Annotated in this window: 13 protein-coding genes; 7 read left to right on the plus strand and 6 right to left on the minus strand. The window is 63.6% G+C overall.

Translation table 11 applies throughout. From position 1 onward, the window contains the following. Positions 1–186: 186 nt before the first annotated feature. A complete protein-coding gene (locus tag ESZ00_RS09310; protein ID WP_229741072.1) occupies positions 187–1,167 on the minus strand; it encodes a ComEC/Rec2 family competence protein in 981 nt (326 codons plus the stop codon). A 121-nt stretch (positions 1,168–1,288) separates the two neighbouring features. Here ESZ00_RS09310 and ESZ00_RS09315 point away from each other — a divergent pair, with 121 nt between their 5' ends. Continuing rightward, positions 1,289–3,511: an alpha-galactosidase gene (locus tag ESZ00_RS09315; protein ID WP_129207800.1), complete on the plus strand. Its 2,223-nt coding sequence runs from the start codon at positions 1,289–1,291 to the stop codon at positions 3,509–3,511. 225 nt (positions 3,512–3,736) lie between these two features. Here the strand turns inward: ESZ00_RS09315 and ESZ00_RS09320 are convergent, their stop codons facing one another. Together ESZ00_RS09320 and ESZ00_RS09325 are read right to left on the minus strand one after the other, a co-directional pair. Beyond that, positions 3,737–5,164: an APC family permease gene (locus tag ESZ00_RS09320; RefSeq protein WP_129207801.1), complete on the minus strand. Its 1,428-nt coding sequence runs from the start codon at positions 5,162–5,164 to the stop codon at positions 3,737–3,739. A 66-nt stretch (positions 5,165–5,230) separates the two neighbouring features. After that, positions 5,231–7,099 (minus strand): APC family permease, encoded by a 1,869-nt coding sequence (locus ESZ00_RS09325; protein WP_129207802.1) that lies wholly within the window; start codon positions 7,097–7,099, stop codon positions 5,231–5,233. A gap of 116 nt (positions 7,100–7,215) precedes the next feature. Here ESZ00_RS09325 and gatB point away from each other — a divergent pair, with 116 nt between their 5' ends. From gatB to ESZ00_RS09340, 3 genes are all read left to right on the plus strand, one after another. Then, complete coding sequence (gene gatB, locus ESZ00_RS09330; RefSeq protein WP_129207803.1) at positions 7,216–8,691, plus strand: Asp-tRNA(Asn)/Glu-tRNA(Gln) amidotransferase subunit GatB; 1,476 nt, start codon at positions 7,216–7,218, stop codon at positions 8,689–8,691. 419 nt (positions 8,692–9,110) lie between these two features. Next, the gene (locus tag ESZ00_RS09335) at positions 9,111–9,680 is read left to right on the plus strand and encodes an outer membrane protein (protein ID WP_129207804.1); all 570 of its coding nucleotides are present in this window, start codon (positions 9,111–9,113) and stop codon (positions 9,678–9,680) included. A gap of 316 nt (positions 9,681–9,996) precedes the next feature. After that, positions 9,997–12,204: an elongation factor G gene (locus tag ESZ00_RS09340; RefSeq protein WP_129207805.1), complete on the plus strand. Its 2,208-nt coding sequence runs from the start codon at positions 9,997–9,999 to the stop codon at positions 12,202–12,204. 96 nt (positions 12,205–12,300) lie between these two features. On the opposite strand, the gene ESZ00_RS09345 is transcribed toward ESZ00_RS09340, so the two are convergent. Together ESZ00_RS09345 and ESZ00_RS09350 are read right to left on the minus strand one after the other, a co-directional pair. After that, positions 12,301–13,461 (minus strand): hypothetical protein, encoded by a 1,161-nt coding sequence (locus ESZ00_RS09345; RefSeq protein ID WP_129207806.1) that lies wholly within the window; start codon positions 13,459–13,461, stop codon positions 12,301–12,303. A 310-nt stretch (positions 13,462–13,771) separates the two neighbouring features. Beyond that, positions 13,772–15,205 (minus strand): hypothetical protein, encoded by a 1,434-nt coding sequence (locus ESZ00_RS09350; protein ID WP_129207807.1) that lies wholly within the window; start codon positions 15,203–15,205, stop codon positions 13,772–13,774. Between the two features lie 254 nt (positions 15,206–15,459). On the opposite strand from ESZ00_RS09350, the gene ESZ00_RS09355 reads away from it, so the two are divergent. From ESZ00_RS09355 to ESZ00_RS09365, 3 genes are all read left to right on the plus strand, one after another. Beyond that, on the plus strand, positions 15,460–17,949 hold the full coding sequence (locus ESZ00_RS09355) for an ABC transporter permease (RefSeq protein WP_129207808.1): 2,490 nt from the start codon (positions 15,460–15,462) through the stop codon (positions 17,947–17,949). 59 nt (positions 17,950–18,008) lie between these two features. Continuing rightward, positions 18,009–19,181, plus strand: a complete 1,173-nt coding sequence (locus ESZ00_RS09360; protein WP_129207809.1) for a hypothetical protein — start codon at positions 18,009–18,011, stop codon at positions 19,179–19,181. Positions 19,182–19,791: 610 nt separating this feature from the next. Continuing rightward, positions 19,792–21,300 (plus strand): GGDEF domain-containing protein, encoded by a 1,509-nt coding sequence (locus ESZ00_RS09365; RefSeq protein ID WP_164981417.1) that lies wholly within the window; start codon positions 19,792–19,794, stop codon positions 21,298–21,300. 122 nt (positions 21,301–21,422) lie between these two features. On the opposite strand, the gene ESZ00_RS09370 is transcribed toward ESZ00_RS09365, so the two are convergent. Next, on the minus strand, positions 21,423–22,403 hold the full coding sequence (locus tag ESZ00_RS09370) for a DUF4097 family beta strand repeat-containing protein (protein WP_129207811.1): 981 nt from the start codon (positions 22,401–22,403) through the stop codon (positions 21,423–21,425). Between the last annotated feature and the right edge of the window lie 158 nt (positions 22,404–22,561).

The raw sequence follows: 22,561 nt of genomic DNA on the forward strand, positions 1-22,561 counted from the left end.
CAACCAGGCTTTGTCATTCCGACCGGAGCGAACCGGGGTCCCCGGAGCGCCCGCAGTTGGCGTGCTGGGGTGGAGAAGCGAAGTGGAGGAACCTGCTGTTTGCTCGCGCCAGCACGTAAAAGGGTGCCCCACCCATGCGCGGCTTGGGTGGGAAAGCACGGATGCGAACGGGGCACCCTTATTCCCTCATTTCGGATACTTCACCACTGCGCTCGTCCTTGCATTGAGCACATCGATCTCTCCATTCCGATAGATCGATGCCTTCAGAAAATATCCCGTGTCCGTTCCCGGGAGGTTCGCGATCCGCGCAGCATCCACATTGTTCGCCGCGCCGCCCTCTTCCGAGTAATGCAGCTGCCACAGCGCCTCGAGTCCCGGCGTCTTCTTGATCGTCTGCAGGGTCGGCGTCGATCCGCCTTTCTTCGCGCCGTTGTCCATGATCGCCACGCGCGGCGTGATGGCATAGACCAGTGCCGGGCTGCTGCTCTGGTACCAGCCGTGGTGCGAGACCACCAGCAGATCCACATGCCCCAGCCGGTTCGCCGGACACATCAGCGCGCGCTCTTTGTCCCACGTCAGGTCGCCCAGATCGAGGATGCGCGTCTTCCCGTAGGTCATCTCGACGCCCAGCGACCGCGCATTCTCCGTCTGATCGGGTGGACGAATCTCCGACTGCGCGCAGTAGGCATTCGCCGCGCCTGCACCCGGCAGGGGCTGCGCAATCAGCTGGCCGTCCGCACTGATCACCTGCACCTTGAGCCCCGGGATTGGGAGTAGATCGCCAGGCTTCGGAATGATCGTCTTGTATTTTCCTGTCGCCAGCACCTTCTCGAAGGCCGTGGCTGCGTCCACCGTGGGTTTATCCCCGGTTTCGCGATTCGGGCCGTGGTAAATGAACGTTCCCACCGGAATCTTTGCGACCAGTTGCGGCACGCCGCCGGTGTGGTCCACGTGATAGTGCGTCAGCAGCACGGTGTCGATGCGCGTGATTCCCGCGTCCTTCGCGGCTGCCACGATGCGGTCCGCGTCGCGCCCGGCATTGTCCGGCCAGCCGGTATCGATCAGCAGAGATCCATGCTCCGGCGTTACCAGCAGAGTGGACTGCCCACCCTCTACGTCAATGAAGTACATTTGCAGGGGCGAGCCCGTCTGCGAAAAGGCAGGCACGGCCACGCAACCGAGCAGGGCTGCGCAAAGGGACAGAGTTCGGATCGCGGCTCGAATACGCATACGCAGCAATGTAACGCTTGTGAGGGAACCCATGCCTTGCGGAATACGACAGACACTTATGAAATCGTTTGCATCTGCGGTACTGGCCGCTGCTGCCCTCGCCGGCTTCACCGCGCACGCGCAGGATGCCGTCACCTATGACGCAGCTACGAAGGTCTTCCGCATCGATGGCGGCCAGGTCACCTATGCCTTCGGCGTCAACGATCTCGACGAGCTCCAGCCTGTCTACTGGGGCGCGAAGCTCGTCACGGGTGACCCTCTGCCCGCCGCGCACACCAACGAAGGCCATGCCTCCTTCGATCTGCCCACCAGCACCACGCCGCAGGAGTTCGCCGGCTGGGGCGCCGGTCTCTATCTCGAGCCCGCGCTCAAGATCACCTTCCCTGACGGCAATCGCGACCTCGTCCTGCACTACGTATCGCACACGATCGAAGGCAGCACGCTCACGGTGCGCCTCAAGGATATCGAGCGCGAGGTCTTTGTCGACGTGCGCTATGCGATGGACCCCGCAACCGGCGTTCTTGGCCGCTCGGCCGTCATCGAGAACAAGACCACGACACCGTTGGTGATCGAGCAGGCCGCCGCGGCGACCTGGACGCTGCCGCAAGGCACCAACTATACCCTCGACACGATGACCGGCCGCTGGGCCGGTGAGGATGCGCTGCACACCGAACCTCTGCATCAGGGCGAGCGCGTGCTGGAGTCGCGCCGCGGCTCTACCGGACATCAGAACGATCCGTGGTTTGCCATCGAGCGCGCCCACACGAACGATCAGGATGCCGGCGATGTCTGGTTCGGAGCCCTGGCCTGGAGCGGTTCCTGGCGCATCACCATCGAGCAGGATCTGCTCAACCAGGTGCGCGTCACCGGCGGCTACAATCCGTTCGATTTCGGTTACAAATTAGCTCCCGGCGAGTCGCTCGCGACGCCCGTCTTCTACGGCGGCTACACCCATGACGGTATCGGCGGCGCATCGCGCCTGCTGCATCGCTTCGAGCTGACGCAGATCCTGCCCCAGCGTCCGCATCCCAAGCCTCGCCCGGTAATCTACAACTCGTGGGAGGCAACCGAGTTCAATGTGTCCGAAGCCGCGCAGGAAGCACTCGCCGAGAAGGCTGCTTCGATCGGCGTCGAGCGCTTCGTCGTCGATGACGGCTGGTTCGGCCAGCGCAAGACCGACCACGCGGGCCTCGGCGACTGGTATGTGAACAAGGACAAGTTTCCCAACGGCCTCAAGCCGCTCATCGACAAGGTGCACGCGCTCGGCATGGACTTCGGCCTCTGGGTCGAGCCCGAGATGGTGAACCCCGACAGCGATCTTTATCGCAAGCATCCCGACTGGGTGCTGAACTTCACCGGCCGCCCGCGCACCGAGGGCCGCAATCAGCTCGTCCTCAATTTGGCTCGCCCCGATGTGCGCGCCTACGTCTTCGGCTTCTTAGACAAGCTCCTTACCGGGAACGACATCGCCTTCCTCAAGTGGGATTACAACCGCAACTGGTCCGAGCCCGGCTGGCCTGCCGTTGCTGCCGACGAACAGAAGCAGGTCTACGTGAAGTACACCGAGAACCTCTACGGCATCCTCAAGGAGCTGCGCGAGAAGCATCCCAACGTTGAGATCGAGTCCTGCTCCGGCGGCGGAGGCCGTGTCGATCTCGGCATCCTGCGCTACACCGACGAGGTCTGGCCCTCGGATAACACCGATCCTTACGACCGCCTCCTGATCCAGGACGGCTTCACCTACGCCTACACTCCCGGCGTCATGATGGCCTGGGTCACCGACTCGCCCGGCTGGATGAATCGCCGCACCACCACGGTGGAGTATCGCTTCCTTTCCTCGATGCAGGGCGGTCTCGGTGTCGGCGCGAATCTCAACCACTGGGGCCCCGAGGATTTCGCCACCGCGAAGCACCTCATCGCCGAGTACAAGCAGGTGCGTGAGACCGTGCAGCATGGCGATCTCTACCGCCTCGTCTCGCCCCAAACAAACGGAGAACAGTCTGGCAGCGAGCAGTCGGTGACGGAATCCGTCTCGCCGGACAAGTCGCAGGCCGCCGTCTTCGCCTTCCTGCATTCCAGCACGCAGGGCTATCCGTATCCGCTGCTCTATCTCCGCGGACTCGATCCCCACGCGCAGTACCGCCTGCACTGGATGACCGGGAAGCCCGGTGGCCAGCTGCCTGAAGTCGCCAGCGGCCAGTACTGGATGAGCGCCGGTCTCGCCCTGAACCTCATCGGCGACTTCCAGGCCACGGCCTTCCGTCTCGATAAAGTGCAGTGATCACCCCGTGCCCGTACCAGCAGGAAAAGGGTGCCCCACCCGAGCTCTGCTTGGGTGGGAGGGCATAGCTCTTGCAGCGTTGTCATCCCCATCGCAGCGCTGGCGAGATACTCCCGTGCGGAGTGTGTCGCATCCCGCCCAAGCCGAGCTGGGATGGGGCACCCCTGTTCGCAGGGGTGCAGACATGCGTGAAGGAAGCTGCGGTTCTCTCTGTTCGAGCATGCTTTACGCGGTCCGCTTTTTCTTTCGCTCTGCGACAAGGAACACCGCCACGCCGGCGCCGACCAGCACCAGCGTCGAGGCAATCACCTTCACGACAGCCAGCGCCGGATGCGTCTCGTCCTCGCCTGGAATCACCGAGAGCACGATGGTCAGCGCGGTGCTCAGGAAGCCGATAGTGGCCAGCACCACGGCTACGCGCTGTCCGCCCCACACGCGGATGACCTCCGGTCCCGCAGGCCGCGACTGCAGCCGGATCATCGCCGCGAAGAGCATCAGGTACGGCAAAAAGTAGGACAGGATCGACATGCTCACCAGCACGTCGTATGCCCCGCGCACCGTCGTCCCGGCCTGGCCAAGCACGGCTACCGCCATGCCTGCCAGGCCGTAGCACCCAATCGCTACCCAGGGTGTGCGAAAGCGCGGATGCACGCGGCCGCAGGCCCGCGGCAGGTAGTGGTCAATACCCGCGACGAACGGCAGCCGAGAAGTGGAAGAGAGATAGGCCGCCGCGCCGCCCACGGCATTCAACCCGATCAGCAGCGCAATCGGTATCGCGAGCCAGGCCACGCGCAGCCGCGCGCACAGTGTCGTCATGCCGCGCATGAAGCCGTCTACTCCATGCACCGCGCTCGAGGGCAGCGCCACCAGCAGCGCGGCCGTGCCCGCGATATACGCGACGGTGAAGATCGCTCCGCCCGCCAGCAGAGCGCGTGGAATCGTGCGCCGGGGGTTCTCGATCTCCTCGCCCATAAAGGAGCCCGCCTCGCACCCGCCGAAGGCGAAGAAGATCGTCGACCAGAAGATGGCATTCTTCAAGTCGAGATGCGGCATCAGCGCATGTCCCGCAAAGTGAGTTGCTGAGCCATGCCGCGCAGCGGAGACCACGGCCAGCGCGATCAGCAGCGAGATCGGCAGCAGACTCCCGAGCGAGCTTACGTTGTTCAGCCACTTGCCTGCGTTTATCCCGGCGATATTTGTAACCGTGATGATGACTAACCATGCCAGTGCGAACAGCAGGTAGAAGCGGCTGTCTCCCGTGAGCGTCTGTCCGTGCGCGCCGAAGGCAAACAACACCGATCCTGCGCCGAAATACAGCACAGCAGGGAAGTAGGGCAGGTTGCTCATCCAGTAGGTCCACGCTGCGAGGAAGGCAGGGAAGTCGCCGAAGGCCTCGCGCGTCCACACATAAAGGCCGCCCTCCGCCGGATAGCGCGACGAAAGCTCCAGCACGCAGGCCGCCAGCGGCACAAAGAACCCGCACAGCGCAAAGATCCAGACCACAAGCGTGCTCGGGCCGGCAGCGGCGGCCGTCGCCACCCAGCGCACGCTCAGCCCGCTCACGATATAGAACAGCGTCAGGTCGCGAAAGCGCAGCGCCCGCCTGAGAGCGGGCCGCTGCGTATCGTCTGCTTCTTCGGAAGAAGAATGCATGGAAGCCGCAGCATACTACGGGTTCGCACCATAGCCCTGCAGAAAAGCGGCTCCCGCCTTCGTTTTCTAGCGCTGCAGGTACCAGGGGATATTGATGACCACGATGCGCTGGTTGCCTTTGAGCAGCAGCAGCAGCTTGAGTACGTTGGCGCGCTGGTTGTGCAGCAGGTTTTCCCACCAGTGCTTCACCACCAGTTCGGGAACAAGCACCGCAATCTGCCGGTTCTCCAGCTCCTTTTCCTTCCCCAGGATGAAGTCCACGACCGGTGCCAGTACAAAACGATAAGGGGATTGCAGCTGCACCAGCTGCGGCACCGCATGATGGGCTTTTTCGAGGGGAGCGACGACCATGTTGTCCCATTCGTCGCAGATGCTCTTCTTGCTGTCCTCGCTCTCCACGTGCACGGCAATCACTTCTGGAGACATGGCAAGGGCGAAGCGGATCGCCTTTTCCGTGATGCGGCTCCAGCGGTCCAGAGGCAGAATGACCACCGGCGGCTCAAGATGGTCGACGCGCAGCGGTGTCGGGCAGTTGGTCTCGCGCCGGACGCGCGAGTAGTGCACGCGCACGCGCAGCATGAGGAAGATCATCAGCGGAATCAGCAGCGCGGTCACCCAGGCGCCGGCCCGGAACTTCGCCACCAGCACCACCAGCAGGGTCACGCCGGTGGCCAGCGCGCCCACGCCGTTCACCGCCATGCGCCACTTCGAGCCGGGGCCTGGATTCTTCATCCAGTGCACCACCATGCCCGCCTGCGAGAGGGTAAAGGCCATGAAGGCGCCGATGGCGTACAGCGGAATCAGCTTGTCGGTCACGCCGCCGAAGATGATGAGCAGCGTGGCGGTGAAAAAGACCAGGGCATAGATGCCGTGGGAGTGCAGCAGACGCCGTCCGCGCAGTAGAAAGACATGCGGCAGGTAGTCGTTATGCGCAATCGACCGCGTAAGGCGCGGAAAGTCCGCAAACGCGGTATTCGCGGAGAGCGACAGCACCAGCAGGATGCCGCCGATGGTCACGTAGTAGAACCAGCCTCGTCCTGTCACCGCCGCCGTCAGCTGCGAGAGCACGCTCTCATAGCCTTTCCCATTCGGGTCCGTGGCGCCGATGCCGTAGAACCGGCACAGCAGCGCGATGCCTGCCAGCAGCACGATCAGGAAGGCGATGATGATGGTCAGCGTGACGCGCGCATTCTTCGTGCGCGGATCGCGGAAGGCCATCACGCCGTTCGAAACCGCTTCGACGCCGGTCATCGCCGTGCAGCCGCTGGAGAAGACCTTGAGCAGCAGCCACCAGCCCAGCATGGCCGTCGCGGGCGGAAGCTTCGGAGGAGCCACCACCGGCACTGGGTGTCCCTTGCCCAGCAGGACGTGAACCCCGCCCAGCAGGATCACGATCAGCAGCGTTCCCAGGAAGAGATAAGTCGGAATCTGGAAGACCACGCCCGTATCGCGCACGCCGCGCATGTTGACCAGCGTGAGGATCAGAAGGATCAACAGGCATAGCCCGAGAAGATGCGTCTGCAGCGAAGGCACGGCGGAGACCAGAGCGCCCACGCCGGCCGAAATACCCACCGCCGCCGTCAGAATGTAGTCGATCATCAGCGCCGCCGCGGCCAGCAGCCCCGCTCCCGCGCCCAGGTTCTCGCTGGCTACCGTGTACGAGCCGCCGCCGTGAGGATAGGCCTCGATCGTCTGGCAGTAGGAGAAATACACGATGACCAGCAGGCACAGGATTGCCCCGATGACCGGCACAATCTGGTACACGCCTGCCATGCCCAGCGGAATCAGCAGCGTCAGCGCCGCTTCCGGTCCGTATGCCGCCGAGCTCAGAGCGTCGAGGCCGAAGATCGGCAGGCCGGCCGAGGGGCCTACCTGTTCCGCGCGTTCCTCGCTGGATGCGAGGGGTTTGCCAAACAGCAGATCGAGAATCTTCATGCAGGTGTCATTTTCCAGGGTTAGATGCAGCCAGGAGAGGTTATCGTGCGTGCCCTCTGACTCTACACTGGATGGCTGCAAATCGCGCCCGCCAAGTTGTTACACTGGATTCGACCATGAGCACCGCTATGAGCCTTTCGCCGGAGATTCTGGCCAAGTACGAACCAGTCATCGGACTCGAAGTCCACGTCCAGCTGCTCACCGAGACCAAAGCCTTCTGTGGCTGCGCGAACCGTTTCGGCTCAGCTCCGAACACGAATGTCTGCCCGGTCTGCCTCGGCCTGCCCGGCTCGCTGCCGGTGCTCAATGCACGCGCCGTCGAGTTCGCCACGCTGGCCTCCATGGCGATCAACTGCCAGGTGAACGAGCGCTCCATCTTCGCGCGCAAAAACTACTTCTATCCCGATTCACCCAAGGGCTACCAGATCTCGCAGTTCGACAAGCCGCTCGCCGAGCATGGCTATATCGACGTGCCCACGCCGAACGGCACCAAGCGCATCGGCATCACGCGCCTGCACATGGAAGAGGACGCCGGCAAGAGCCTGCACGACGGCCAGCCCGACTCGAACCTCTACACCTCGGTCGATCTCAACCGCTGCGGCACGCCGCTGGTCGAAATCGTCAGCGAACCGGATATCCGCACGCCCGACGAGGCCTACGAGTACCTCACGCGTCTCAAGGAAATCCTCCTCTACACCGCCGTCTCCGACTGCAACATGGAAGAGGGCTCGCTGCGTTGCGATGCCAATGTGAGCGTGCGTCCGCGCGGTCAGGAAAAGTTCGGCACCAAGGCCGAGGTCAAGAACGTCAACTCCTTCCGCTACATCCGCTCCGCGCTGGAGTACGAGATTGAGCGCCAGATCGAGGTGATCGAAGGCGGCGGCCGCGTGGTGCAGGAGACGCGTCTCTGGAACGCAGCCGAGGGCCGTACCTACTCCATGCGCTCCAAGGAGCAGGCGCACGACTACCGCTATTTCCCTGAGCCCGATCTTCCGCCGCTCATCGTCTCCGCCGAGTTCCGCGCGAAGATCGCCGCGACCATGCCGGAGCTGCCCGAGGCGCGCCGCGCCCGCCTGGTTGCCGAGTACGAAATCACCGAGCAGGATGCTGCGACTCTGACCGCGACCCGCGCCTTTGCCGATCAGTTTGAAGAAGCGGCAAAGGCGGCGAAGAGTCCCAAGCGCGTGGCTAACCTGGTGCAGAGCGAGCTGACCATGCGCCTCAAGCTCAAGGGCCTCGAGCTCGAGCAGTCGCCCATCAGCATGAAGGGCATTGCCCTCGCCGCCGATCTCGCCGAAGAGGGCAAGCTCTCGAGCAAGCAGCTCAAGCAGCTCTTCGATATCGCTTTTGAGAACGGTGAGGATTTCCCCGCCGTCTACGAGCGCGAGAAGCCGCAGCAGATCAGCGATGCGGGCGCCCTCGAAACCATGATCGATGAGGTTATCGCCGCGAACCCCAAGCAGGTGGAGCAGTATCGCGCCGGCAAGAAGACGGTCGCAGCCTTCTTCGTCGGCCAGGTCATGCGCCTCTCGAAGGGACAGGCCAATCCCGCTCTGCTGAACGAGCTGGTAGCGAAGAAGCTGGAGAACTAGCTGCTTCGCGCAGGGCGATCCGCCTTCGGCCTCCGCTCCCTTTGGTCGCGATTTGGGATCTGTGGGGTGGATCGGAAACGGGTGCCCCATCCAAGCTCCGCTTGGGTGGGACGGTGTGAACCTTCGTGACGCGTTTATCCTGCGAACCCATGTCTCAGAAGCGAGACATGGGGCACCCGGGTCGTTCTTCTGAAAAGTCTTTGCGGAACTTTGCGTTCTTGGCGTCCTGGCGCGAAAGGGATGCGTGCAGACGCACGACTCCCTCTGTGCTCTCTGTGTCCTCGGTGGTGAATCGCCTTTGTGCTTCCCCACGCAAGCCAACTTCGGGCTTGCATGGGCCACCCGGCTGCTGCGCGGAGCGGGGGGTGTACCGAGCTCGACACTTCTGGCCGGGTGTCCTGCTGCATCACATTAGAAGAATGAAGTTTCTGCGTCTTTTCCCCCTTCTTGCGTTCGTTTTCCTGAGCTTTGATTCCGGCCATGCGCAGACCGATGCGGCCATCAGCTATTACGGCGCCTTTACCGGCTCCACCAGCGGAAACGGCACCGTGCAGAGCCCGTCCAACCAGGGCGGATACCTGCTCGAGATGCGCCACATCTCCAACCCCCTCGTCGGCTACGAGCTGAACTACTCCTTCAATCGTGCCAACCAGGGTTACAACCTCGAATCCGTGAAGGCCGGCGCGCATGAGGTCGGTGCGGACTGGTTCGTCTCCTTCCCTATAGCCAACTTCAAGCCTTTTCTGCTGGCCGGTGGCGGCCTGCTCTTCTTCTCGCCCGATGGCGGACAGAGCGGCACGCAGAGCAACACCAAGCCGGTCTTTGTTTACGGCGGCGGCCTCGACTGGACCGTCATTCCTCATTTCGGCCTGCGTTTTCAATACCGTGGCAACGTCTACCACGCGCCCGACCTGCTGAAGGCTGTCTCCTCCACGCACACCGCCTTGAATACCGCGGAGCCGATGCTCGGCGCCTACTTCCGCTTCTGAAGCAGTCCTTCCCGATTTTTTAGTCCCTCCGTTGAATCCGCTCGCCGGTGCGTGCTAGCATCCACTCCTCTTGAATGGGGGGTGCGTGCCGGCGGCGAATCATGCGCTGGCAGCGGCATCCTGTTTGCGCGAGCCTTGCCTATGAAACATCAGGTCGGCCCATCCCGCGCCACGGACCAGACGCCTCCCGCGACGCCTACGCCCTCTTCCTGCCCACCCCTATCGCAACCCCGGATCGCGACCAGCGGAAGCGGCGAGCCGAAGGCGATTCGCCCTGTGCGAAACAGCAGCAGAGTCTATTTATCCGGAGCTCTCAATGAAATCCTATCTGGGAAATGAGATCCGCAATGTAGCCGTTGTCGGTCACGCCCACAGTGGCAAAACCACCCTCATCTCTGCTCTGCTCCATGCCGCTCACATGACACCGCGTCTCGGCCACGTCGAGGACGGCAGCGCCGTCACCGCCTACGACGAGGAAGAAGTTGCCCGCCGCACCACCATGCAGACCGCCGTGGCCTTTGCCGAGTGGAACGGCATCAAGGTCAACCTGGTCGATACGCCCGGCTTCCACATGTTCCTGCACGAAGCCCGCGCCGCGATGATTCCGGTCGAGTCTGCGCTCGTCGTCATCAACACCCCCTGCGGTCTTGAACCCATGACCGAGCGCGTCTGGCAGTATGCCGAGGAGTTCAATCTGCCGCGCGTGGTCGTGCTCAACCAGATGGACCATCCGCGTGCGGCGGAGAACGTGCACTCGACCATCAATGCGCTGCGCGAGCACTTCGGCCGTCATTTGATCCCGGTACAGTTACCCATGGTCGGCGCTTCGGGCTTCGAGGGCGTCGTCGATCTCGTCACCATGCAGGCCTTCTTCTACACGCCGAACGGGGACGGCGCAGGCCGCATCGGCGATATTCCGGAATCCATGCGCGAGACCGTGAAAGCCGCTCATGAGGTCCTTGTCGAACTGGTGGCCGAAGGCAAGGACGACCTCATGGAAGAGTTCTTTGCCCAGGGCACCATCCCCGAGCAGCACCTCATCACCGCGCTGCACGAGGCTATCCGCGAAGACCGTATCTTTCCTGTCCTCTTTGCCAGCGGCGGCGCCTGCATCGCGACCGATCATCTGCTCGACTTCCTCAAGGTCTACGCGCCGTCGCCGGCCGAGCGCGCTCCTATCGCTGCCCGTGCCGCCCATCAGGTGCCGTCGATTCACGGCGCAGCCATGACGAATGGCACGAGCCATGGCCACGCGTCTGCCGATGTGTTGTCTGCCACGCCAAGCCCGGGGCTCGTGCAGGAGTTCGTCATGCGTAAAGTCGATGACGGTGAGCCGCCCTCGCTTTTCGTCTTCAAGACCATGACCGATCCCTTTGCCGGGCGCATCAGCTTCTTCAAGGTCTTCTCCGGCGTGGTGAAAAACGATGCTATGCTCGCCAACTATTCGCGCCACTCCGTCGAAAAGCTCTCGCACCTGTGCGTGATGCAGGGGCACACCGCCGTGCCGGTTGCCGATCTGCACGCCGGCGATCTCGGCGCCGTTGCCAAGCTCAAAGAGACCTACACCTGCGACTCGCTTGGCGACAAGGGGCACGACATCTTCTTTGAGCCGGTGACCGTGCCCGAGGCGGCGATGACCTGGGCCATCGAGCCGCGCACCCGCGCCGATGAAGACAAGCTCGCCGGCGCGCTGCACAAGCTGATGGAAGAAGATCTGCTGGTGCGCTTCTTCCGCGATCCGCAGACGAAAGAGTTTCTCATCGCCGGAGCCGGGCAGCCGCACATCGAGGCCGTGGTCTCGAAGCTCCGCCGCCGCTACCACACCGAGGTCACCCTCAAGGCTCCGAAGGTGCCCTACCGCGAGACCATCCGCAGCCGCGCCGAAGCCCAGGGCAAGCACAAGAAGCAGACTGGCGGACACGGCCAGTATGGCGATTGCAAGATTCGCATCGAGCCGCTGCCGCGCGGCTCGGGCTTTGAGTTCATCAATGACATCTTCGGCGGCGCGATTCCGCGCCAGTATGTGCCGGCGGTGGAGAAGGGTATCCAGGAGGCCGCGGCGCGCGGCTGTCTCGCCGGGCATCCGGTGACCGACTTCCGCGCCACGGTCTACGACGGTAGCTTCCACGAGGTCGACTCGAACGAACTCTCCTTCAAGATGGCCGGCCGCCTCGCCTTCCGCAAATGCATGGAGCAGGCGCGGCCCGCGCTGCTCGAGCCGGTGATGCGCGTGGAGATCGATGCCCCGGAAGAGTTTGCCGGAGCGCTGATGGGCGATCTGAACCAGCGGCGCGGGCGCGTGCAGGGTATGGACTCCTCAGGCGCGCGCAATGGCACGACCCGCCTGCACGCCGAGGTGCCGATGGCCGAGATGCTCAGCTACGGGCAGACGCTCACCGCACTCACCCAGGGCCGCGGCAGCTTCCACATGGAGATGGATCACTACGACCTGGTGCCGCAGCCGATTGCCGACAAGCTCATCGCCAGCGCAAAGCGGCCTGCGGCGGATGAGGACGAGAGTTAAGGCATGGGCCATCTGGTGGCCCATGCCGGCCTGCCGTTGGCGTGAGTGGAGACGAATAATCTCCAAAGAACTGTCATCCCGGCCTGCGCGCAGCGGCTACGGGTTACCCATCTTCCCGGTGTCGGCGCAGGCATCGGCTCCGGGAGTCAATCCCATGCGTAAGCCGGTGCCGCGGTTCGGATTATGCTCCTGTACGGTCTTCGAGGCTACTTCCTGCAGCTGTACGGCGACATGGCCGTCGATCCCCAGTCTGACGGCTGCGTGCTCTGCGGGGCCGAACTCGCGCACATCGTGGCCGGTGATGGTTTCAAAGAGCACCAGCCCGCTCAGGTACGCGCCGTAGATGCTCGGGTGATGATAGCCCGCGTCGGTCGGCACATCGCGCGTGGAGGGCTCGCTGTCCGGCTGATAGTTGAAGCTGAGCGATACTCCCGGATGATGACCGGCATAGGGGTCGGGATTGGCCACACCCTCGGCCCATGCCTGCGCCCATGCATCGCCCACCGGGGCGATCGCAGTGATGCGCCCATCATGCACCGCGGCGCTGAGGTAGGCATTGCGGTAGGCCGCGGTTAGTACCGCCAGCGACTGGAGGAATTTCTCGTCGAAGTGTGCGGTGTCGCTCGCGGAGAGCTTGTAGGCGGTATCCGCCGGCGCCCAGGTGGAGTAGAGATAGACGTTCGCCTCCGGGTTTCCATCATGGATGCCCTGCTCGATGGTTTTTACGGCTTGGCAGAAGGTCGCCGGATTGCTGATCGAGGTGCCCGAGAGCTGCGCCGGAATCGGCTCGAAGCTCGCCTCCTGCAGCACCACCGCATCCCACTCTGGCCGGTCGATGACATCACTCGCCACGGCATAGTTCTTCGTGAGCGAGGTTGCCGAGATCGCTTCGATGTGGACGTTGTATGGCAGGCGGGCTTCATGGGCGAGTTCGGCAAAGATGCCCGGAATGCCGCCCCACGGACCTGTCTCGCCGTGGCCGTTCTCCATGCGTCCGGGGACGGTGGTGTCGAAGTTCTCATCGACGACATGCGTGGAGGGCCTGGTGATTCCCACTCCTCCGGTGCCCGGGGTGTTGTTGTACTGGCGCACCGGAAGGTAGCGCCCGTGCGTAAAGCTGTCGCCGACGAACAGGATGTGCCGGGTTGTATCTTCGGCCTGGAGGCTCGGGCAGAACAGGGACGCAAGGCCTAGAAAGCCTGTTGCAATCTGGATAAGAGGCAGGGTGCTGAGGGCCGCGAAGCCGTTCTTCTTCATACCGTCGACAGACACTCGCGGCAGTAAAACGTTGCTCTGCAATTTCGTATTGTCCGAGGAAAGGTTTGCAATTTAGTGACCAGGGCCCATGATGGACTTTCCCGCGACAGTAGGAGAAAGCCATTCCCCACAGAGGACGCAGAGAGCACAGAGGGATTTGTGCTGCTTTCCTCTTTCTTGCAACGCAGAGACGCAACGCCCGCAAAGTTTCGAGCAGAAAAGCGAGCGATGGAGCCAAACAACCTCGGATCGCGACTAAAGGGAGCGGAGGCCGAAGGCGAAAGCGCCCTGCGCGGAGCAGCGGCCAGTCCTACTCCCGATGAGATTCCTTCGAGCGAGCCACCACGGCGCTCATGGCCGGAACCTTGAGCATGCCATCCAGGATGGTCTCCGACCATGCGGCAGCCCAGCGGCCATCGTCCTGTACGAAGGCGTCGCCGAACCGCACCGGATTGGCATCGTTCGTCGCGCTACCCATCAGCCGCAGCGTGTGCACGTGGCCCATCTGCAGATCGTGTATGCCCACCAGAGCTTCGCGCTTCGCATCCCGGTTGATCACCACGGCGACATGTGGCTTGCCGGCGTGGCCCAGCGTGTAGGCTGTGATGCTTCTTCCTTCTGCGTCGAAGTCCACGGGAAGCACCTGCGTGCATCGTCTGCGCGCCTCGGCAAAGGCCAGCATGCCGTAGTACGGAACTCCTGGCGAGGCATGTCCCTCCTGGTCGTTGCGGATAGGCGAGTAGCTGCTGAGGAAGCCCAGCTGGTTCACGCCTGTTTCGAGATTGATGCCCGAGCAGCCATAGCTTGCCGTCAGCAGCAGGGTGTCGAGCGTCCACAGTGCCCCGATCGTCGCGTCGCTCACCCCCGGCAGTCCGCCGCCGGAAAAGGAGTTCGTCTCGCACAGCCGCCACGGAATCCGGCTCTGCGTGGAGGCCGCGCGCATGCGGGTAAGAACATCCCGCAGTCTTGGGTCTGGCGTGGCCAGCAGCTCGGCGCTGCCTTGCGCCTGATGGGCGCGATAGTAGTGCGTGGTCAGCAGCTGCACATCGCCATTGGCATCCCGGGCCATCTGCTCTGCCCACTCCACCGAACTCGCTGTGTCCGGCGCCGCGAAGCGCGCCGACGGCACCGCTTTCCGGATCGCGGCAGTCCACTCCCCGTACTCCTTGCGATAGGCCGCGTAGTCCCAGGAGGATGGGCGGAAAGCACGCGGTCCCCGTCCGTAGTTCTCCACCTCGTTGCCCAGCTCAAAGGCCAGCAGGTGCGCCCCCAGCGCCTGGCTCACGGCCTGGGCCTCGCTCACGGCATCCTGCACCGTGCCCTGCGCAAAATTCAGACTCCAGATGGCTCTCCAGCCGGTCTGCTTCAGGAATTTGGCGAACTGGTACAGGCTTTCCTCGGTGATCACGGTGTTGTGCGGGTCCGCGACGCTCTGTCCCCGGGGATCGAACCGCGTGTAGTCGGCGACAATCCCGCCCACGCGGATGACGCCATGCTCGCTGAGCCCGCGCACCAGCTCGATATAGGTGTGGTTGTCCCCGCTCAGCAGCCCGATCGGGGCCACCGAGGACATCTCGTAGCCCAGCCCCATGAATTCATCGGCAATGGCCACCGGAGGACCTCCGCTCGGCCGCAGCGCCAGCGGACTGTCTCCCTGGGCGCGGGCCCGCCCGTTTCCGCCGGTGACCGCGAGGCCGGCGGCAGAATTCAGAATCCACTTCAGAGCTGTGCGACGCGAGAGCAATCGATCCTCCAATATTTTCAGCCTGTGCTTCAGACAATGACGAGCTGCGCACGCCTGTTCGTTCAAGGAGAGACAGGCGTGCGTATCCGCGGTCGAGTGTAGCAGTGCAGCAAGGCCCGCGCACGGGACAGCGTTTGCTTTCGCGGGAATTGTGACCGGGTCGGCTACTTCCGATTGGAGTGGGCGTCTAAAACCTGCTCCGTCCGTCTAACCGGCACAGGCAGTCGTTCACACACGGTCATCAGGGAGCGCATATGCACGGTATCGCTTCAGATCTTCGTCTGGCGGGCCGCCAGCTCCACAAGTCACCGGGTTTCGCGATTACAGTGGTGCTGATGCTGGCTTTCGGCATCGGGGCGACCACGGCTATCTTCTCCATCGTTGATGGTGTGCTGCTGCACTCGCTGCCCTTTCCTCATCCGGACCGGTTGGTCACTCTCGGCGATCAGGTTGCCGGGACCGATTGGGGGCAGCATGATCCGGGGCCGGTGACTGCGCCCGAGGTGCTGAGATATCCGCGCGACACGCGCTCTTTCTCGAGCCTGGGAGGTTACGGCGGCACGCGCATGGAACTCTCCGGCTCTGGCCGGCCGGAAACCATCTCCGTTGCGCAGATGACTCCCTCGGTCTTCACCACGCTCGGCGTCCAGCCACTGCTCGGCCGCATTTTTACTCCACAGGAGGATACCGGCCACCAGCAGGTCGCGGTGCTTAGCTACCGCACCTGGCAGACGCGCTTCGGCGGCGATCCGAAGTTGTTGGGCTCCAAGATCCTGCTCAATCGCAAACCGTACGTTGTGATTGGAGTGATGCCGCGCGCCTTTGAGTTTCCTCTCGTGAGAAATCAGCTCTATCGTGCTGAGCTGTGGGTGCCAATCAGCTTTTCGCCCGATCAGCTTACCCCCGAGGCCGATGGCGACTGGTACCTGAACATGGTGGGGCGGCTGAAGCCGGGCGTGACCGTGGCGCAGGCCGAGGCCGATGCCAATCAGGTCGCCGCCGGGATCATGCGCGGTTACCCTGCCGACATAGCGAACTTCCGCTTCCATGCCGTGATCTATCCTCTCCAGCAGATCACGGTCGAGAATAGCCGGTCGCTGCTTCGGATGCTCTTCTGGGCGGTGAGCGTAGTGCTGGCCATCGCGTGCGCCAACTTCGCCGGCCTGCTCATGGTGCGGGCTATCCGCCGCCAGTGTGAAACTGCGGTGCGGATGGCGCTGGGTGCGACGGCCAGGACGCTGCTGCGCCAGGCCATTGCGGAGAGCACGCTGCTGAGCCTTGCCGGCGGCCTGCTCGACATCGGTCTCGCTGCAATGGCCATTTATGGCGGACGAAACTTCCTGCCCTCGAATCTGCCGTTGGCCAATCAGATTGCTCTCAACTGGCGGGTCGCCGGCTTTGCGCTGCTGCTCGCCCTGCTCACAGGAGTTGTCGCGGGTCTTGCTCCAGGTCTGGCCTCGTTGCGGACCAACGTGAATGCCAGGCTCAAGGAGGGAGGTCGCACCGGCTCAGCTGGTAGCGCCCATGCCCGGCTGCGTTCGGCGCTGGTAGTGGCGGAGATTGCCGTGGCGCTGGTGTTGCTGGCTACCTCCGGCCTGCTGCTGCGCAGTTTTCAGAAGATGAACGAGGTGGATCTCGGCTTCCGGCCCGATCACGTCACCACGGCCGTCTATTCGCTCCCGCCGAAGCAATATGCGGCCCAGGCCAGGATCGATACCTTCAACCGTGACCTGCTCGCGCGCCTGCGCCAGCAGCCGGGAGTCATCTCTGTCGGGCTCACAACGACGATTCCGGCAACCGGTGACGGGCTCTGGAGCATGGTGCCGGAAGGCTATGTTGACCCCCGCGGTCCGGACCGCGCCTCGGCTTCACCGACTCAGGTGATTGGCGACTATTTCCAGACGATGGGTATTCCGCTGCTCGCCGGGCGCTATTTTACCGAGTCCGACACCGCTGACAATCAGTTGGTGGTCATCGTGAATCACGAGCTGGCCGAGCACTACTGGCCGCACCAGAGCCCGATCGGCAAGCGGTTGCGCGAGGGTACGGAGAAGTCGAAGACTCCGTGGTTGACGGTAGTGGGCGAGGTCGCCGACGCGAAGCTGGGCTCCCCGGACCAGGATGCCTCGGAGCAGTTTTACCTGCCGGTCGCGCAGCTGGAGAAGGATGCAGGCTCGGAGGCTTCGCCTGACGACTTGAACGGCAATGAGGGTTATGTGGTGGTGCGTACGGCGCTGCCGCCTGAGCAGATGGAGCCGACCATGCGTCGGGTCGTGCAGTCTCTCGATCCCGACCTGCCCCTCAGCGAGGTCGCGACCATGGAGCAGGTTCTGTCGCAGAGCGAGAGCTCGCGTCGTTTCAATACCGCTGTCATCGCCGCCTTTGCCGTTGCAGCCGTGCTGCTTGCCGGTCTCGGTATTTACAGCATCGTCGCCTTCTCGGTCGCCTCGCGCGTGCAGGAAATGGCCATTCGCCTTGCACTCGGCTCGCCGCGTGCGCGCATCCTCAGGCTGGTGCTGAGCTTTGGTGGCCGGCTCGCACTGCTGGGAGCCGGCCTTGGCATCGCCGGAACTTTAGTGACTTCGCGGCTGGTGCGCAGCTTTCTGTTTCAGGTCGGTCCCTTTGATCCGGTGGTGCTGCTGCTGGCTGCGGTTTCTGTCTTTGCTCTGGCGCTGCTGGCTTCGGCTATCCCCGCCTGGCGGGCAGCTCGCGTCGATCCCAACCATGCGCTGCATAGTGAGTAGTCTGCTACACGGCCTGTTGAACCTCGCCGGGGTAAGATGCCCGGAGGTGGTCTATTCTTATGCCCGAGCTGACGAACCCATCTGCTTTGCCTGCCGCTCAGGAGTTCGCGCCGCAGGAGCTGACCCTGCATGGCTCGGTTCTCGTCCTGCTCCAGTTCGATGTCTGCGAGGCCATCCGTCTCGATGCCCTGCGCGAGATCCTCGGCGCGCGTACCGCCCCCAAGCCGCAGCCCCGGCCGCTGTCGCCGGCTCCTGTCTCCTCGGCCAGCGCTGTCGAGTATGACCGTCCGCCGGTGGTCGAGCCGGTCGAGCCCCTGGTGCTGGCCAGCGGCGAGCGCCTCACCGGGCAGATCAAGTATTACGACTACGGCGTGCTGAGCATCGTCTTCGAGCTGCCCTTCTCCGGCGGCTGGTCGCGCCTGGCCGGCCTGGCCAGCCGCTGGGCCTGGGATATCGACTTCGCGGCCGAGGCCTCGCGGATCGTCCGCGACAAGCTCACCCGCGCCGCGTCGGCGATCGTGAAGCCTTATCAGGAGTGGCTCAACGAGGACTACCTCATCTTCCACATCCGCGACATCGTGCCGTCCGATGGGCGCCCCTGCCCGACTGTTCCTGAACTCATTCAGCAGCACGGAGCGCGGATTGCCCAGGTGGTGCGCGGCGACACCGGCAACCTCGCCGAGTCCGAGGTGAATGAGGTGATGCAGTCGCGCATCTCCTATTATGCGAACGATCTGGCCGTCATCGGCTGGAACGCCGCGTTTCTCTTCGATTCCGCCTCTGGCGCGGAGACGGCGATTCAGCTGCTCGAATATGCGAACTCGCAGCTGCTCGAGTTTCGCCACTACGACGACCTGCTGACTGAGGAGCTGGAGCGCGTCTACCTGCTGCTCGACCAGGGCACCGGCACCTTTGCCCGCTGGCGACTGGCCCGCTCAGCCACCCGTCTGCACACCGTCCTGCTCGATGTGGATGAGCTGACCGAGCACGCCGACAACGCCATCAAGTTCCTGTCGGATATGTTTTCGGCGCGCTTCTACAAGCTGGCCGCGCAGAAGATCGGCGTGCCCGACTACAAGGATCTGGTGACCCAGAAGGTGCGCACCGCCGAGGAGCTGTACCGCTTCATGGTCGACCAGTTCAACCAGAGCCGCGCCTTCTTCCTCGAACTGACCGTGGTCATCATCCTGGTCATCGAGCTCGTCTATCTCTTCCGGGGCAAGCCCTTCTAGACCGTATCCCCATAGAGCGATCGTAAAAGGCTGTCCTTTCGACCGGAGCAGGACAGTTTCATCGTCCTGCGGAGTGGAGAAACCTGCAGTTTTCTCCGGTACCGGCAAAAACGCAGGTCCCTCCACTGCGCTGCGCTCCGGTCGGGATGACAACGATATGGGTAAGTTCTTTCGTTTCAGACCACCTAGTGGATACAACCTAGGGGACTCGCCGTCCAGGCCTTTCGCCTTCGGCTGCTGCGCGCAGGGCGACATGCCTTCGGCTCCCGCTCCCTCTGGTCGCGAGCCGGCTTTTGTTCTCTTTTCAGCAGAGGAAACCGGGGGTGCCCCATCCAAGCTCTGCTTGGGTGGGAGATGGCGAACCCGGTGTCGAGATTTGTCCGCGCACTCCGCCGCAAGAGGCTTCTGTGTGAGCACGTTGCTCCCTCCTCAACCGGTGTTCGGCTTTCGGACAGTGGCCCGTTGGAATGGGCCGCATCCCACGAAGGCAGGATTGTCGCCTTTCCGGCATCCCAGCAAACTGGAGATGAGCGCGTTCCTGCGTTCGTCCCTGGAGCCTGTGCCCGTTCGGAGTTTGTATTTGAACAGCCGCTGGACAGTTTGGACCCGTATGATCGCGGCCTCGGCCGGGTTATTGGCCCTGCATGTGCTTTCTGTACGCCTGCCCGGCTATGCGCCTGTGCTTGTCGGCGACGCGATTCTGGTCGCCATGCCGGTGCTGGCCATTTTTCTGCTCTGCGGCCGGCTTGGGGATATCCGTCCGCACCTGCGCTTCAACGCCTGGTGTTTTTCCGTGGGCTTGGGGCTCTGGGCGCTGGGCATGGTGCTGTTCAGCATCTCCGACATTACAGGCCGAGCCGAGCCGCTCTCCGATACCCTGGCCGTCCTCTGTAATTTCCTTTACATCGTGCCCGTCCTGCTGGCGGTCACCCTCACCATCGACGAGGCCGGATTCAGCATCTTTACCGTCCTCGATATCCTGCAGGCCGCCCTGCTCGCGTTTCTGGCCTATACCCACGCCTTCGACGCCTCTTTCTCGTTCCATTCGATCCAGAACATCCCGGTGCAGCGGCTGGTCCACTGTTACGACTTCGAAAACTTCGGGCTGGCCCTGATTGCGACCCTGCGCGCCGCCGCCTTTCCCCGCACCTCGCGCGAACGCCGCTTTTTCCTCCTTTTCTCTACCTGGCTCTGGTTCTATGCGGTCTGCGCGGCCATTTACAACTACTTCGAACTCCGGTCTCTGGCCAGCAGCGGCGTGCATGATCTTCTCGCCGACCTGCCCTGGCTCGTCCTCTGCGGCATGCTGGCCACCGTCCAGCCGCGCGAGGACGATCAGGTCATCGATTCTCCGTCCTTCCGCGGCCGCACGGCCATCTTTCTCGAAAACAGCATCGCCATCCTCTTTTGCCTGGTGATGCTCGGTCTCGGCGCATCGCTGATGGCGCGGCACCTGCCCTGGCTGAGCCTCGCAGCCATGGCTCTCGCGCTACTCCTCTATGGCCTCCGCGCCACCATCCAGCAGGTGCGGTACGCCTCCGCGCAGCAGGAGTTGGCCGCCGCGCGCGATCACCTCGAAACCCTTTCACTCGAGGACTCGCTCACCCGCGTCGCCAACCGCCGCCGCTTCGATCAGGTGCTCGAGGAGTCCTTCGCGCATTCGCGGCGCACCGGCTCGCCGCTCTCGCTGCTCATGCTGGATATCGATCACTTCAAGCTGCTCAACGACAGCTACGGCCATCGCGTGGGCGACGCCTGCCTGGTCCGCATCGCCGCTGCGCTCGAGGCCGCGCTGAACCGCGCCGGCGATCTTCCTGCCCGTTACGGCGGCGAAGAGTTCGCCATCATTCTGCCCGACACCTCCGGCCTGGGAGCGCAGCGGGTCGCGGCCCGTATCCGCTCCGCTGTCCGCGCGCTCGATATCCGCTACGAGGAGGAGCAGCCCCGCTGCGTGACCGTGAGCATCGGTATTGCCACCTGCACCTTGCCGGGCGTGATCCGGCCCGCGCATCTGATCGAGGCTGCCGATCAGGCTCTCTACCAGGCCAAGCAGAACGGCCGTGACCGCGTGGAAGTCGCGCCGCTCCCCTGCGTCGAGGCCACCTCACTGCGCGCCTGAGGACTAGCCGCTGCTGCAGCCGAAGGCGAAAGGCCTAGACGGCCAGTCCCGCCCTGCGCGCAGCAGAAAGGACCGCCGGAGCGGTCCTTTTGCGTTGCGGAGGTTCTGGGGGAAAGCTTTGACTACATCGATTCGCCTTCGGCGTGGCTGATGGTGACGCCGCCATTGGTCGTTTCGGCATGGATCGTCGGGCCGCCGCCATTCAGGTCGGTGGCCAGGTGATGACGAATCTCGCCCTGTACGGTGACAGGGAAGTTCACCTCGATCCCGCCGTTGACCGTGCCGGTCTCAAGGTGCGCGGCATAGCGTTCCGGCAGGTTCAGCGAAATGCCGCCGTTCGTGGTCTCCGCGTCGAGACCCTGGCCGTGCCACTGCGTTCCGGAGAGCGCGATGTCCAGGCCGCCGTTGACCGTGCTGCCCTTCACATCGCCGGCCAGGTCGCTCAGGTCGACGCCGCCGTTGGTGGTGTCAAAGCGCAGCTCGCCGTTCAGGTGCTCGAGTCCGATGCCGCCGTTCATGGTCTTCAACTCGGCCGAGATCTGATGCGGCGCATGGATCGTATAGCTGACCGCATAGCCGCGGTTGCCCCCGTGCATGCTCGGTCCCTGGTCGCGGATGCGGCCGTCATTGGCTTCCAGCTGCACCGCGTGCAGGATGCCGGCTGCATCCTGCGCATCGTCGGACCAGGCCTCGACGCGGGCTTCCACCGCAACGTCCTGCCGGTCTTCCCCGATGATATGGATGCCGCCGTTCATGCTGGAGATATCGAGCTTCGAGGGCGTGGCCAGGCGCAGGGTACGCATCTCGCAGACGCGCTGCCGCTCGCCGCCCCAGCCCCAGTGGGTCTGCTGATGGTCGTCCGCGGTGCAGGCGCGGACAGCCCAGCCGTCCACGGTGCCCAGGGCCGCGCCTTCGGCCATGGCGGCTTCGGCGTGCGCATGCGGGCGGAAGCTTCCGGCAAACTGCTGCCAGCGCTCCTTCCAGCTCTGGTGCGAGCTGTGGGAGGGCTCGGTGCCGGCCGCCACGATCACGGCGAAGACGGCAACGAACAGCGCGAAACGACGCATCGGATAACCCGACAGGGGGTTTTTAGGGAGTGGCATGGCTCTTCCTCGGAATCCTGCGCAAGAGATAAGAGCACGTCGAGGGCCAAACTTCTGGCCGGAGAAAGCGCTTTGTTTCTGCCGTTTACCGGAAATTCATGCGCCGTCCGGTGTCCACGGCAGGCCATCTCCGTCCACTCCCGGACAAAGGGACTGGC

Source organism: Silvibacterium dinghuense, from assembly GCF_004123295.1.
Classification (GTDB): Bacteria; Acidobacteriota; Terriglobia; order Terriglobales; family Acidobacteriaceae; genus Silvibacterium; species Silvibacterium dinghuense.

Excerpts from the sequence above, each read along its gene's own strand:
- ESZ00_RS09325 (WP_129207802.1), bottom strand. The coding sequence starts at position 7,099 with ATGAAGATTCTCGATCTGCTGTTTGGCAAACCCCTCGCATCCAGCGAG.
- ESZ00_RS09340 (WP_129207805.1), top strand. The coding sequence starts at position 9,997 with ATGAAATCCTATCTGGGAAATGAGATCCGCAATGTAGCCGTTGTCGGT.
- ESZ00_RS09315 (WP_129207800.1), top strand. The coding sequence starts at position 1,289 with ATGAAATCGTTTGCATCTGCGGTACTGGCCGCTGCTGCCCTCGCCGGC.
- ESZ00_RS09365 (WP_164981417.1), top strand. The coding sequence starts at position 19,792 with ATGATCGCGGCCTCGGCCGGGTTATTGGCCCTGCATGTGCTTTCTGTA.
- ESZ00_RS09345 (WP_129207806.1), bottom strand. The coding sequence starts at position 13,461 with ATGAAGAAGAACGGCTTCGCGGCCCTCAGCACCCTGCCTCTTATCCAG.
- ESZ00_RS09320 (WP_129207801.1), bottom strand. The coding sequence starts at position 5,164 with ATGCATTCTTCTTCCGAAGAAGCAGACGATACGCAGCGGCCCGCTCTC.
- ESZ00_RS09355 (WP_129207808.1), top strand. The coding sequence starts at position 15,460 with ATGCACGGTATCGCTTCAGATCTTCGTCTGGCGGGCCGCCAGCTCCAC.
- ESZ00_RS09370 (WP_129207811.1), bottom strand. The coding sequence starts at position 22,403 with ATGCCACTCCCTAAAAACCCCCTGTCGGGTTATCCGATGCGTCGTTTC.
- ESZ00_RS09360 (WP_129207809.1), top strand. The coding sequence starts at position 18,009 with ATGCCCGAGCTGACGAACCCATCTGCTTTGCCTGCCGCTCAGGAGTTC.
- gatB (WP_129207803.1), top strand. The coding sequence starts at position 7,216 with ATGAGCACCGCTATGAGCCTTTCGCCGGAGATTCTGGCCAAGTACGAA.
- ESZ00_RS09335 (WP_129207804.1), top strand. The coding sequence starts at position 9,111 with ATGAAGTTTCTGCGTCTTTTCCCCCTTCTTGCGTTCGTTTTCCTGAGC.